Origin of the sequence: Mycolicibacterium brisbanense (assembly GCF_001570425.1) — a bacterium.
GTDB lineage: Bacteria > Actinomycetota > Actinomycetes > Mycobacteriales > Mycobacteriaceae > Mycobacterium > Mycobacterium brisbanense.
The window spans coordinates 270,104-284,415 of record NZ_BCSX01000053.1; the positions used below are offsets into that span (position 1 = coordinate 270,104).

Sequence of the window (14,312 nt, forward strand, 5' to 3'; positions counted from 1 at the left end):
CGGGCCGCAGGCGAACATCTCGCAGTCCCCGCCGTATGCGTCGGCTGCCCGGCGGGCAGGGTCGTGATAGTGATCATTTAGCCTGAGAAACGAGTGGCTAGGTCACAAGCTGCGACAACAGGAGATGCGGGTGTCGTTACAGGGGTCCAGTGCGGTCGAATCCGACCGTGATCAGTGGCGCAAGGCGGTTGCCGGCGTCCTCGCCAAGAGCCGACGAGGGGACAGCGCCGACATTCCGGCCGAGCCGGAGCGGCTCCTGGACTCGGCCACCTACGACGGTTTTCCCATCCGGCCGCTCTACACGAGCCTCGACACCGTGGCCGAGCCGTCGTTGCCCGGCCACTGGCCCTATATTCGTGGTGGCGACGCACGTCGCGATGTGAAAGCCGGCTGGCGCGTCGCCGAGCCGTTCCCGATCGTCCCCGGGTCCGGCGTCGAGACCGTCAACGGCGTGCTGCTGCTCGCGCTGACCGAAGGCGTCAGCGCCCTGCTGCTGCGCGTCGGCGGCCCGGACGGCGTCGCGGCAGCCGACCTCGACCGAGTGCTCGACGGCGTGTTCCTCGACCTCGTACCGATCGTGTTCGAGACCTCGGGCGCCGACTATCGCGAGACCGCCGAAAAGGTGCTGGCCCTGCTGGCGGACTTCGACGACGACCAGCGTGCCCGGTTGTCGGTCGACCTGGGCGCCGATCCGCTGACCGCAGGCTTCTCCGGGCGCGATGCGGCCGGCGAGGCCGACGTGATCGCCGCCGCAACGCAGCTGACCGGCTACGCGGGCCGGGTCCGTGCCATCACCGTCGACGGCCCGGCCTTCCACAACGTCGGCGCCAGTGCGGCCTTGGAGTTGGCCGGTTCGATCGCGGCGGGCGTGGCATATCTGCGCATCCTCGGCGACGGCGGCATCGCGGCCGAGGATGCGTTGCGGCAGATCAGTTTCCGGTACGCCGCCGACGACGACCAGTTCATGACGATCGCCAAACTGCGGGCGGCCCGGCAGCTGTGGGCCAGGGTCGCCGAGGTGGTCGGTGCGCCCGACCGCGGTGCGGCGACGCTGCACGCCGTCACTTCGCTGCCGATGATGACCCAGCGGGATCCCTGGGTGAACATGCTGCGCACGACGCTCGCCGCGTTCTCCGCTGGTGTCGGCGGCGCCGACACCATCACGGTGCATCCGTTCGATGTGGCCATCCCCGGCGGATTGGACGGCACCTCAACCACTTTCGCCCGGAGGATCGCGCGCAACACGCAGCTGCTGCTCCTCGAGGAGTCGCACCTCGGCCAGGTGCTCGACCCGGCCGGCGGATCGTGGTTCGTCGAGGACCTCACCGCCCAGCTCGCCGAGCAGGCCTGGAAGCACTTCCAGCAGATCGAATCCCGCGGCGGATTCGTGACGGGCCAGGATTACCTCAAGGCCGAGATCGCCGAGGTGGCCGGGCGCCGGTCCGATGACATCGCGCATCGCCGCACCGCGATCACCGGCGTCAACGAGTTCCCGAACCTCGCCGAAGCACCACTCTCGCAAGGTGATTCAGTGCTGGGCTGGGCGCGTTACGCAGCAGGCTTCGAAGAGTTGCGAGACCGCTCCGACGCCTTCCTGGCGGCCAACGGAGTTCGGCCCCGGGTATTGCTGCTGCCGCTCGGCCCGCTGGCCGAGCACAACATCCGCACCACCTTCGCGAGCAACCTGCTGGCCTCGGGCGGCATCGAGGCGATCAACCCCGGCACCATCGAGGCCTCGAACGTCGCCTCGGCCGTCGCGGAGGCCGGGTCGCCCAGCGTCGCGGTGCTGTGCGGCACCGATGCCCGGTACGGCGCCGAAGCGGCCGCTGTGGTGGCGGGCGCACGCGCGGCCGGGGTGGGCCAGGTTCTGCTGGCCGGGCCGGAAAAGGCTGTCGCGGAAGCAGACTCGAAACCGGACGGATACCTGACCGCGAAGATCAACGCGGTGCAAGCCTTGTCGAACCTGCTCACCGGACTGGGGGCCTGATATGACTGCGACAACAGGAATCGGGAGTTTCGCCGACGTACCACTGCACGGTGATGGCACCGGCGAGCCCGCCACCCCGCAGGCCGTCGAAACACACATCGCGGCCGCAGCGGCAGCCCACGGATACGCCCCAGAGCAGCTGACCTGGGCCACCCCCGAGGGCATCGACGTCAAGCCGGTCTACATCGCCGCCGACCGGGACGCGGTGGTCGAAGCCGGGTACCCGCTGGACAGCTTCCCGGGCGCCCCGCCGTTCGTCCGCGGGCCGTACCCGACGATGTACGTCAACCAGCCGTGGACCATCCGCCAGTACGCGGGTTTCTCCACCGCTGCCGAGTCCAACGCGTTCTACCGGCGCAACCTCGCGGCCGGACAGAAGGGCCTGTCGGTGGCCTTCGACCTGGCCACCCACCGCGGCTACGACTCGGACCACCCGCGCGTCCAGGGTGACGTCGGAATGGCCGGTGTGGCAATCGATTCCATTCTCGACATGCGGCAGCTGTTCGACGGTATCGACTTGGGCAGCGTCAGCGTCTCGATGACCATGAACGGCGCGGTGCTGCCGATCCTCGCGCTGTACGTGGTGGCCGCCGAGGAGCAGGGGGTGCCGCCGGAGAAGCTCGCCGGGACCATCCAGAACGACATCCTCAAAGAGTTCATGGTCCGCAACACCTACATCTACCCGCCGAAGCCGTCGATGCGGATCATCTCGGACATCTTCGGCTACACCAGCGCGAAAATGCCCAAGTTCAACAGCATCTCGATCTCGGGCTATCACATCCAGGAGGCAGGTGCCACAGCCGATCTGGAGCTGGCCTACACGCTGGCCGACGGTGTCGAGTACATCAAGGCCGGCCTGGACGCCGGCCTGGACATCGACAAGTTCGCCCCCCGCCTGAGCTTCTTCTGGGGCATCGGGATGAACTTCTTCATGGAGGTGGCCAAGCTGCGCGCGGGCCGCCTGCTGTGGAGCGAGCTGGTGGCCGAATTCGGCGCCAAGAACGACAAGTCACTGTCGCTGCGCACGCACTCGCAGACCTCCGGCTGGTCGCTCACGGCGCAGGATGTGTTCAACAACGTGGCCAGAACCTGCATCGAGGCGATGGCCGCGACCCAGGGGCATACTCAGTCCCTGCACACCAACGCACTCGATGAGGCACTGGCGCTGCCCACCGACTTCTCGGCCCGCATCGCCCGCAACACCCAGCTGCTGCTGCAGCAGGAATCCGGCACCACCCGACCGATCGACCCGTGGGGCGGTTCGTACTACGTGGAGTGGCTGACCCACCAGCTCGCGGAGAAGGCCCGCGCTCACATCAAGGAGGTCGCCGAACACGGCGGCATGGCGCAGGCCATCAGCGATGGCATCCCGAAGCTGCGCATCGAGGAGGCCGCGGCACGCACCCAGGCCCGTATCGACTCCGGTGCCCAGCCCCTGATCGGCGTCAACAAGTACCAGGTCGACGAGGACCAGGAGATCGAGGTCCTCAAGGTCGAGAACTCGCGTGTCCGGGCCGAGCAGATCGCCAAGCTCGAGCGGTTGCGCGCCGAGCGCGACGAGGCCGCCACCCAGGCCGCGCTGGCCGAACTCTCCCGTGCCGCAGGCGAATCCGGTGTGGCCGGTGACGACGGGCTGGGCAACAACCTGCTGGCCCTGGCGATCGACGCCGCGCGTGCCAAAGCCACCCTCGGCGAGATCTCCGACGCCCTGGAGAAGGTGTACGGCCGGCACAGGGCCGAGATCCGCACCATCGCGGGCGTCTACCGCGACGAAGTGGGAAGTAGTGGCAACGTGACGTCAATAGGCCGGGCAACGGAATTGGTCGAGAAGTTCGCCGAGGCCGACGGGCGCCGGCCCCGCATCCTGGTCGCCAAGATGGGTCAGGACGGCCACGACCGCGGGCAGAAGGTGATCGCCACGGCGTTCGCCGACATCGGCTTCGACGTCGACGTGGGCTCGCTGTTCTCGACCCCGGACGAGGTGGCCCGCCAGGCCGCCGACAACGATGTGCACGTCGTCGGGGTGTCGTCGCTGGCCGCCGGGCATCTCACCCTGGTGCCTGCACTGCGGGATGCGCTGGCCGAGGTGGGCCGACCGGACATCATGATCGTGGTCGGCGGAGTCATCCCGCCCGGCGACTTCGACGAGTTGTACGAGGCCGGTGCCACCGCGATCTTCCCGCCCGGCACGGTCATCGCCGACGCGGCCATCGGCCTGCTGCAGAAGCTGGCTGATCGGCTCGGCTACCAGCTGAGCTAGTGGCCGACTCGGTTAAGGATCTCGCTGCCGCGATCCGGGATGGTGACCGCGCCGCGCTGGCGCGGGCCATCACCCGGGTCGAATCGACCCGCGCCGATCATCGGGACCAGGCCCAGCAGCTGCTGCTCGAACTCATGCCGTTCGCGGGCAAGGCCATGCACGTCGGGATCACCGGCGTGCCCGGCGTCGGCAAGTCGACCACCATCGAAGCCCTGGGCATGCACCTCATCGAGGCTGGTCACCGGGTGGCGGTGCTGGCCGTCGATCCGTCCTCGACCCGCACCGGGGGCTCCATCCTGGGGGACAAGACGCGCATGGCGCGGCTGGCGGTGCACCCGGACGCCTACATCCGGCCGTCGCCGACGTCGGGGACGCTCGGCGGGGTCGCCAGGGCCACCCGCGAGACCATCGTGCTGCTGGAAGCCGCGGGCTACGACGTCATCCTGGTCGAGACGGTCGGGGTGGGGCAGTCCGAAGTCGCCGTGGCCAATATGGTCGACACCTTCGTGTTCCTCACGCTGGCCCGCACGGGAGATCAGCTGCAGGGCATCAAGAAGGGCGTACTGGAGCTGGCCGACGTCATCGTGGTGAACAAGGCCGACGGTGAACACGCTGTCGAGGCCAAGCAGGCCGCGCGTGAGCTCGCCGGTGCCATCCGGCTGATCTATCCTCGCGAATCTCTCTGGCGCCCACCAGTTCTCACGATGAGTGCGCTGACCGGCGACGGCCTGGCCGAGCTGTGGGACACGGTGCTCAAGCATCGGCAGGTGCTCAGCGAGGCGGGGGAGTTCGACAAGCGGCGGCGCGAACAGCAGGTCGACTGGACCTGGTCGATGGTCCGCGACGCCGTGCTCGATCGGCTGCTGTCCAACCCCGACGTGCGGGGCATCCGCGCCGAAGTGGAGCGACAGGTGCGCGAAGGCGAACTGACACCGGCGCTGGCGGCGCAGCAGATACTCGACGCGGCGAATTGATGGCCATCGACAGCAACCGAAGGGCGGGTCGAACCGAATGTCACGTGTGAACTCCACGCTGCGCCTCCTGATCGCGGGCGTCGCGGTGCTCGGCGTGCTGCTCACCGGGTGCAGCAGCGATAGCCAGCCGACAGTCTCGAAGTCGGAGCTGCAATCCATGGCCAAGGACAGGCTGGAAGCCGCGGCCAAGAAGAAGGCCAAGTCGGTCACGTGCGACGACGGCATCGCGGGCAAAGTCGGCAACACCCAGCATTGCGTGCTGACCGCTGGCAATGGCACCAAATACGGCGTCACCGCGACCGTCAAAGCGGTGAAGGACGGCAAGGTCAACATCGACTTCAAGGTCGACGACAAGCCGATGGGGTGACGTTCGGGCCCAATGGCGTTAACAGATCGGTAACACGGCAGTAGTTAGCCGGGGTTCCAGGTAAATTCGGAGTTGTGTCGGACAGTGACTGTCGGGGACGCAATGCCGCGCTCCCGCACGGCGTCCAGGGTGCTGCGGACGCCAATTTCGGCTGCACCGTGCGCGCCTTTTCGCAGCTCTTTCCCGGCCGCCGGTTCGGCGGCGGCGCTTTGGCGGTGTTCCAGGACGGTGAGCCCGTCGTCGACGTCTGGACCGGATTCTCCGACCGGGCGGGCACCGAGTTCTGGACAGCCGACACCGGCGCGATGGTGTTTTCGGCGACCAAGGGGATGGCCTCGACGGTCATCCACCGCCTGGTCGACCGCGGCCTGCTGGACTACGACACCCCGGTGTGCGCCTACTGGCCCGAGTTCGGTGAGAACGGCAAGGCCGGCATCACTGTCCGGCAGGTCATGGCGCATCGCGCCGGGCTGTCACAGCTCAACGGGGTGAGCCTGACCGAGCTGCTGAACCCCAGGCTGATGGAGGAGCGGATTGCCGCCTCGCCGGTCAGCGCGGTGCTGTTCGACAAGCCCGCCTACCACGCGTTGACCTACGGCTGGCTCCTGTCGGGATTGGCTCGGTCCGTGACGGGCCAGGGCATGCGTGATCTGATGCGTGCCGAGTTGGCAGAGCCCCTGGGCACCGACGGCCTGCATCTGGGCCGGCCTCCCGCGGGCGCGCCGACTCGTGCGGCCCAGATCCTCGCGCCCCAGCGGCTCTGGCCCAACCACCTGTTCGATTTCCTCGCACCCAAGTTGGCGGGTCTGGACCGTTCAGGCGCCTTCGGCTCGATGTATGTACCGGGCGTGATGTCACTGATCCGGGGCGAGACCCCATTCCTGGACAGCGAGATACCTGCCGCCAACGGTGTCGCCACTGCGCGCGGACTGGCCAGGATGTACGGCGCGATCGCCAACGCCGGCCGCTTCGAGGGCGTCGAATTCCTGTCCCCCCAGACCGTCGCCCGTCTTACCGGCCCGTCGGCGCTGCGGCCCGATCGCAACCTCGTCCTGCCGCTGCCCTTCCATCTCGGCTACCACTCGGTGCCGTTCGGGGTCATGCCCGGCTTCGGGCATGTCGGTATGGGCGGCTCGGTGGGATGGGCCGACCCGGCCAGTGGTCTGGCGATCGGTTTCGTGCACAACCGGCTGGTGACCCCGATGGTGCTCGACATGACCGCGTTCGTCGCCCTCAACGCGATCATCCGCAAGGACGTCGGGGCGGCGCGCCGGCGCGGCTACCAGCCGGTGCCCGACTTCGGGTCGGGCCCGTTCGAGCTGACCAAACCGGCCGCCGGTTGACCCGCACCCAGCGGGGCCGCTGTCCGTCGTTTTGACGATTTTGGTGGCCGGTGTAACGCGACACACCGGCCAGTGATCTATCTCACTTTTAGGTTTGACGGCTGTTCGGCGGGTGTGTGACGAGCGAAGCCCCTGTGCGAGGGTCGGATTTGCCCTCCGGGTTAATTGCGGGTGACGGCCGCTGGATCCGGTACCGGGCGGGATGTGCGCCATGGCGAACGCCGACGGTGGCCGGCTCGCCCGGGCGGCCGCGCGGCGAGGTGGTTGTCACAGGTCATTGCATGCGCAACGACGGAGGCAAGACTTGTCGACTGCATGGTCAGCTATCAATTAGCTCGGCGTATTAAATGGGCGTTCAGTATCTGTTGCATATTTGCTCCACCACGGAATTCGAAGTTTGCGAATGGATGAACAGCAAACTCTCTGTCACATTCCTTAGAATCCGCTGAGTATTGCTTAGCAATGGCTATTCGGATGCCGAGGAGTCGTGTCGTTGACAGCGGAGAGCTCATGAATTACGCGTGCGCGCGCACTCGCGACGTGGTGGAGTGGGGGCACCGCAAAGGGTTGGGGCGCTGCCTGAAGATCTGGTGATCGCCTGCGGCGCAGGATATTTCGCTTAGCGCCATAAGGGCGTGCCGACGACGTACCAGCGTCCGCGCCGTCCATCGGCGACTGGCCGTCGGCTTCGGCGACAGGCGCTGTGGGTGAATGTCGGCAATTGTGCGATCCATTGTTTCCAACATTGCCCACATGTGAAGCGCTACGCTACGCACTCGGATTGGCAACATTCCGAATGAATGCGGGATCAGGTAGCGTGCGTCGACGTTGACGCATCGAGCACTCTTTTTCGGCACTTCTCGGTCCGGTCGTCGCCGGTATCGAGAGAGGTGGCCGCGCAACTGGTAGCCCAGTTGCCCGGGTTCGCCTCGATCGGAAGTGTTCGTCCGACGATTCCGTCGGTCGGACGCCGGGCGGCGAGGTCCGGGCAGGAGCGCGAGGCGTCTTCGCCCTTCGGTGTCGCAGCACTGGCGCCCGGCCCGATTTGTCTGCATAGACGTCTTGAAAGAGGTTGAAGTTGGTGGTTGAGGCACCAGTCACTGCGGTAGCGGTCATCGGAATGGCCTGCCGCCTGCCTGGCGGTATCGATTCCCCAGAACAGATGTGGCAGGCCCTGCTACGCGGCGACGACCTTGTCACCACCGTACCCACGGATCGTTGGGACGCCGAGGAGTACTACGACCCCGAACCCGGTGTGCCCGGGCGATCGGTGTCGAAGTGGGGCGCATTTCTCGACGACGTCGCCGGTTTCGACGCCGACTTCTTCGGCATCAGCGACCGTGAGGCCACGGCCATCGATCCGCAGCACCGGCTCCTGCTGGAAACCGCGTGGGAAGCCGTCGAGCACGCCGGTATCGACCCCGCCACCCTCGCCGGATCGCTGACCGGTGTGTTCATGGGCCTGACCCACGGCGACTACCAGCTGCTCGCGGCCGACGCCCACTCCATCGAGGGGCCATACGGCTTCACCGGCAACAACTTCAGCCTCGCCTCCGGCCGCATCGCCTACCATCTCGGCGCGCACGGCCCGGCTTATTCGGTCGACTCGGCCTGCTCGTCGGGCCTGCTCGCGGTGCACAACGCATGCCGCAGCCTGCACGACGGCGAGAGTGACCTGGCGCTGGCGGGTGGCGTGTGCATCGTGCTCGAGCCGCGAAAGCTCGCTTCGGGTTCGGCGCAGGGCATGTTGTCGCCGACGGGCCGCTGCCATGCCTTCGACGTCGCGGCCGACGGATTCGTCTCCGGCGAGGCGTCCGCGGTGCTGCTGCTCAAGAGGCTGGCCGACGCCGAACGCGACGGCGACCGCATCCTGGCCGTCGTCCGCGGCACTGCTGCCAATCAGGACGGTCACACGGTCAACATCGCCACGCCGTCGCGCGACGCGCAGGTGGCGGTCTACCGTTCGGCGTTGACCGTGGCGGGTATCGACCCGGCGACCGTCGGGCTCATCGAGGCCCACGGCACCGGCACCCCGGTCGGCGATCCCATTGAATATGCAAGCCTGGCAACGGTTTACGGCACGTCAGCGGCGTGCGCACTGGGGTCCGCGAAAACCAACTTCGGCCACAGCCAGTCGGCTTCGGGCGCGGTCGGGCTGATCAAGGCGGTCCTGGCGTTGCAGCACGGCACCGTTCCGCCCAACCTGCATTTCACCGAACTGCCGGCCGAGATGGCCCGCATCGAGACGGGTCTGTTCGTGCCGCAGGAGGCGGCCGACTGGCCGATCTCCGACGCGCACCCCCGTCGTGCGGCGGTGTCGTCCTACGGGTTGTCCGGGACCAACGTGCACGCCGTGCTGGAACAGGCCCCGACCGGCCCTGCCACCGCAGGCGCGGCGTCGCGGGACACGACAGGTTCTGCGGTGTTCGCGCTGTCGGCGACCTCTGCCGATGAGCTGCGACGCACCGCAGGACGGCTGGCCGAGTGGCTGATCGACCGGCCTGACGTCGACATGGCCGACCTGGCCTACACCCTGGCGCGCCGCCGGGCACACCGGCCGGTGCGTACCGCGGTGCTCGCCGAGGACCGGTCCGGTCTCATCGCCGGGCTTCGCGAGATCGCCGACGGCGAGATTCCCTACGAGGCTGCGGTCGCGCAGGGTGATCGCGGACCGGTCTGGGTGTTCTCGGGCCAGGGCTCGCAGTGGGCCGGGATGGGCGCCGGACTTCTGGCATCCGAGCCGGCGTTCGCCGCCGCCGTCGCCGAGCTCGAACCCCTCATCGCCCGGGAGTCCGGGTTCTCCGTGACCGAGGCCATGACGGCAGCCGACGTGGTGACCGGCATCGACCGCGTGCAGCCCACGGTGTTCACGGTCCAGATCGCTCTGGCCGCGACGCTGCGGGCTCGCGGCGTGCAGCCGGGAGCCGTCGTCGGGCACTCGATGGGCGAGGTCGCCGCCGCCGTGGTGTCCGGGGTGCTGTCGCTCGACGACGGTGTGAAAGTCATCTGCCGGCGCTCCCGATTGATGGCGACGATCGCCGGTGCCGGCGCGATGGCATCGGTCGAGCTGCCGGCCCAGCAGGTGCTCTCGGAACTGGCCGCGCGCGGTGTCAGCGACGTGGTCCTGGCCGTGGTGGCATCACCCAAGTCGACCGTCGTTGGTGGCGACAAAGAGTCGATCCGGGCGCTCGTCGCCGAATGGGAGAGCCGCGACATCATGGCCCGCGAGGTGGCCGTCGACGTCGCGTCCCATACGCCGCAGGTAGACCCGATCCTCGACCAACTCGCCGACGAGCTCGCCGATCTCGATCCCGCCGAACCGGCCATCCCGTACTACTCGGCCACCCTGTACGACCCGAGGGACCTGGCCGACTGGGACGCCGACTACTGGGTGGACAACCTGCGGCACACCGTCCGGTTCGCCGCGGCGGTGCAGGCCGCCCTCGAGGACGGCTTCCGGGTGTTCACCGAACTCGCGCCGCATCCGCTGCTGACCCACGCCGTGGACCAGACCGCCCGTGCGCTCGACATCCGCCACGTGGCCCTGGCCGCTCTGCGCCGTGACCAGGAACTGCCCCACGGCCTGTTGCCGGTGGTCGCCGACGTCCATGCCGCCGGTGCCCGCGTCGACTTCTCGGTGCTGCATCCGCAGGGCCGGCTGGTCGACGCTCCTTTGCCCACCTGGACGCGGCGGCACCTCATCCTCACCCGCGACCCCAATGAGCTCGCACCCGGCGGAGCGGTACTGGCAGTGCATCCGCTGCTCGGCGCCCACGTGCGACTTGCCGAAGAGCCCGAACGCCACGTGTGGCAGGCCGATGTCGGCACCGCGACGCAACCGTGGCTGGGTGATCACCAGGTGCACAATGTCGCGGCGCTTCCCGGTGCCGCCTACTGCGAGATGGCGCTGGCAGCCGGGCGCGCCGTGCTCGGCGACGACGCCGAGGTACACGACATCACGTTCGACCAGATGCTGCTGCTCGAGGAGCAGACACCGGTATCGGCGGCCGCCACCGTGAGCGCAGCCGGAAACGCCGACTTCGTGGTGGACACCCTGCAGCAGGGCGAGCTCGTCCGGCGCTGCGGCGCCCGGCTGCGTCTGGCCGACAGCGCGGCGAGTGCGCCGTCCTACGACGTCGACGCGCTGTTCGCCACCCACTCGCAGCGGGTCGATGGCTCCGAGATGCGGGCGGGCTACAGCGAGCGGGGCATCCAGTACGGCCCAGCCTTCTCCGGTCTTGTCGCAGCGTATATCGGTGCGCCGCAAGGTGATACGGTGCTCGCCGAAGTGACGCTGCCGGGTTCGATCCGGTCGCAGCAGGGCGTGTACGGCATCCACCCCGCGCTGTTGGACGCGTGCTTCCAAGCCGTGGGAGCACATCCACACCTGCGCGACGACCGCACCGGCACATTGATGCTGCCGCTCGGCGTGCGTCGCCTGCAGGCCCACGGGTCGACCCGTAACGTGCGCTATTGCCTCGCCCGGATCACCGAGACCACCCCGACGGGCGTCACGGTCGACATCGATCTGCTCGACGAGCAGGGGGCGGTGCTGCTGGCGGTCGCCGGACTGCAACTCGGCACAGGCCTATCGGCGACTGGGCTGCGGGAGCGCACCCTCAACGAACGCCTGCTGGCCGTCGAATGGCGTGTCCAAGAGCTGCCCGACGAGGATTTCAGCGATCCGGGACGGTGGCTGCTGATCAGCACGTCCGACGCCGCCGACCTGATGGCGACCAAGCTGGCCGATGCGCTCAAGACGCACGACGTCGACGTCACCACCATGGCGTGGCCGCAGCACTCCGATCACGAGGCCCGCGCCGAACGGCTGCGCGAACACCTCGCGGCCCGACCCTTCAGCGACGTGCTCGTGGTGACGGCGCCACGCAGCGGCGCCACCGACGAACAGTCCGGCATCCGTGGCGGCGACACCGTGCGCCACCTCGTGCACATCGCGCGTGAGCTGCCCGAGGTGCACGGGGAGCCGCCGCGTCTGCACGTGCTGACCCGCAACGCGCAGACTGTGCTGGCCGAGGACAGGGTCAACCTGGAAGAGGCGGGCCTGCGTGGCCTGATCCGGGTGATCGGCATGGAGCATCCGCGGTTGAAGGCCAGCCAGATCGACGTCGACGACTACACCGACGCCGCCCGGGTGGTGGCGCAACTGGTGTCGGGATCCGACGAGGACGAGACCGCCTGGCGAGGCGGCAATTGGTATGTGGCACGGCTGGTTCCGGGTCCGCTGCGACCCGAGGAACGCCGCACGACCGTGGTGAACCCCGCGCGGGAAGGCATGCGGTTGCAGATTCGCACACCGGGTGACATCCAGTCGCTGGAACTCGCCGCGTTCGAGCGGATGGCGCCGGGCCCGGGGCAGATCGAGGTGTCGGTCACCGCGTCCAATCTGAACTTCGCCGACGTGCTCGTGGCATTCGGCCGGTATCCCAGCTTCGAGGGTCGCCTGCCGAAGCTCGGTGCCGACTTCTCCGGCGTGGTCACCGCGGTGGGCGCGGGTGTCGTCAACCATCGGGTCGGCGACCGCGTCGGCGGCATCTCGGCAGACGGTGCGTGGTCCACGTTCGTCACGTGCGATGCCAATCTCGCTGTGACGCTTCCGCCGAGCGTGCCGATGAACCGGGCGGCCGCCGTGCCCAGCGCGCACGCGACCGCGTGGTACGGCCTGCACGACCTGGCGAGGATGTCAGCCGGGGACAAGGTGCTCATCCACTCCGCGACCGGCGGGGTCGGGCTCGCCGCCATCGCCATGGCCCGCGCCGCAGGCGCCGAGATCTACGCCACCGCGGGCAGTGAGTCTCGTCGTAACCTGCTGCGCGACATGGGTATCGAACATGTCTACGATTCGCGGAGCATCGACTTCGCCGAGCAGATCCGCCGGGATACCGATGGCTACGGCGTGGACATCGTGCTCAACTCGCTCACCGGCGCGGCCCAGCGGGCCGGCCTGGAACTGCTGTCCTTCGGCGGCCGGTTCGTCGAAATCGGCAAGCGCGACATCTATGGCGACACCCGGATGGGGCTGTTCCCGTTCCGCCGCAACCTGTCGTTCTACGCCGTCGACCTGGCCCTGTTGGCGCTGACCGAGCCCGATACCGTGCGCCGGCTGCTGGAGGTCTGCTACCACCGGATCGCCGACGGCACACTGCCGTTGCCACACACCACGCACTACCCGCTGCAGGATGGCGCCACCGCCATCCGCGTCATGGGCGCGGCCGAGCACACCGGCAAGCTGGTGCTCGACATCCCGCACGGAGGCCAGATCTCGGCCGTGGTGCCGCCGGAGGAAGTGCCGGTGTTCCAGCGTGACGGTGCCTACGTGATCACGGGCGGTCTGGGCGGACTCGGGTTGTTCCTCGCCGAGACCCTCGCGAGCGCCGGCTGCGGCCGGATCGTGCTCAACGGCCGGTCCGCACCGACACCCGAAGCGCAGGCCGTGGTCGACCGGATCCGCCGGGGCGGCACCGAGGTTGCCCTCGAACTCGGGGACATCGCCGAACCCGCCGTCGCCGTTCGCCTGGTCGAGGCGGCCTGCGCCACCGGCCTGCCGTTGCGCGGGGTGCTGCACGGTGCCGCGGTCGTCGAAGACGCGGTGCTCGCCAACATCACCGACGAACTCGTCGAAAGAGACTGGGCGCCCAAGGTTTACGGAGCCTGGAACCTGCATCAGGCCACCCGCAAACAGTCGCTGGACTGGTTCTGCTCGTTCTCGTCGGCGGCGGCACTGGTCGGCTCGCCCGGGCAGGGCGCCTACGCCGCGGCCAACAGCTGGCTCGACGCCTTCACGCACTGGCGACGCAGCCAGGGCTTGCCCGCACTCGCGATCGCGTGGGGACCGTGGTCGGAGATCGGTCGCGGCACAGGCCTGGCCGAGAACTCGGGAACCGCGATCTCGCCCAACGAGGGTGCTCACGCGTTCACGACGCTGCTGCGCCACGACCGCGCCTACAGCGGCTACGCGCCGGTGGTGGGGACCCCATGGCTTGCCGCGTTCGCACAGAACAGCCGGTTCGCCGAGGCGTTCCGCTCCGCGGGTGGCAGCCGGGCCGGCGGCAGCGCCTTCCTCACCGAGTTGCACGCGCTGCCCCAGGAGGAATGGCAGGCCCGGATGCGCCGGATGATCGCCGAGCAGATCGGTCTGATCCTGCGCCGGGCGGTCGATCCGGATCGGCCGCTGGCCGAGTACGGCCTCGACTCGCTGGGCACGCTCGAGGTGCGCACCCGGATCGAGGCGGAAACCGGAATCCGCATCGGGGCAACGGATATCAGCACCGTCCGGGTGCTCGCCGAGCGTCTGTGCGACGCCTTGGCCCCCGAGTCGCCCGTAGCGGTTCCGTCGTGATGGCGGATGCCGCAGGGGCCCGCA

General features: G+C 68.5%; 6 protein-coding genes. All 6 read left to right on the plus strand.

Annotated elements, in window-relative coordinates:
• Window positions 1-124: 124 nt before the first annotated feature.
• Window positions 125-1,987 carry a methylmalonyl-CoA mutase small subunit gene (gene mutA / locus RMCB_RS31475; protein ID WP_109784483.1) on the plus strand — a complete coding sequence of 621 codons (1,863 nt, stop codon included), beginning with the start codon at window positions 125-127 and terminating at the stop codon, window positions 1,985-1,987.
• Between the two features lies 1 nt (window position 1,988).
• Window positions 1,989-4,247, plus strand: coding sequence for a methylmalonyl-CoA mutase (gene scpA / locus RMCB_RS31480; protein WP_029367203.1), 2,259 nt, complete (start codon window positions 1,989-1,991; stop codon window positions 4,245-4,247).
• Complete coding sequence (gene meaB / locus RMCB_RS31485; RefSeq protein ID WP_062831869.1) at window positions 4,247-5,221, plus strand: methylmalonyl Co-A mutase-associated GTPase MeaB; 975 nt, start codon at window positions 4,247-4,249, stop codon at window positions 5,219-5,221. Before scpA ends, meaB begins: the two co-directional genes overlap by 1 nt.
• 37 nt (window positions 5,222-5,258) lie before the next feature.
• Window positions 5,259-5,588, plus strand: a complete 330-nt coding sequence (locus RMCB_RS31490) for a DUF4333 domain-containing protein (protein WP_036422606.1) — start codon at window positions 5,259-5,261, stop codon at window positions 5,586-5,588.
• A gap of 74 nt (window positions 5,589-5,662) precedes the next feature.
• Entirely contained in the window at window positions 5,663-6,931 is a 1,269-nt protein-coding gene (lipL, locus tag RMCB_RS31495; RefSeq protein ID WP_062831870.1) for an esterase/beta-lactamase LipL, read from the plus strand.
• A 1,081-nt stretch (window positions 6,932-8,012) separates the two neighbouring features.
• Window positions 8,013-14,288: a sulfolipid-1 biosynthesis phthioceranic/hydroxyphthioceranic acid synthase gene (pks2, locus tag RMCB_RS31500; RefSeq protein WP_062831871.1), complete on the plus strand. Its 6,276-nt coding sequence runs from the start codon at window positions 8,013-8,015 to the stop codon at window positions 14,286-14,288.
• The last annotated feature ends 24 nt before the right edge of the window (window positions 14,289-14,312 follow it).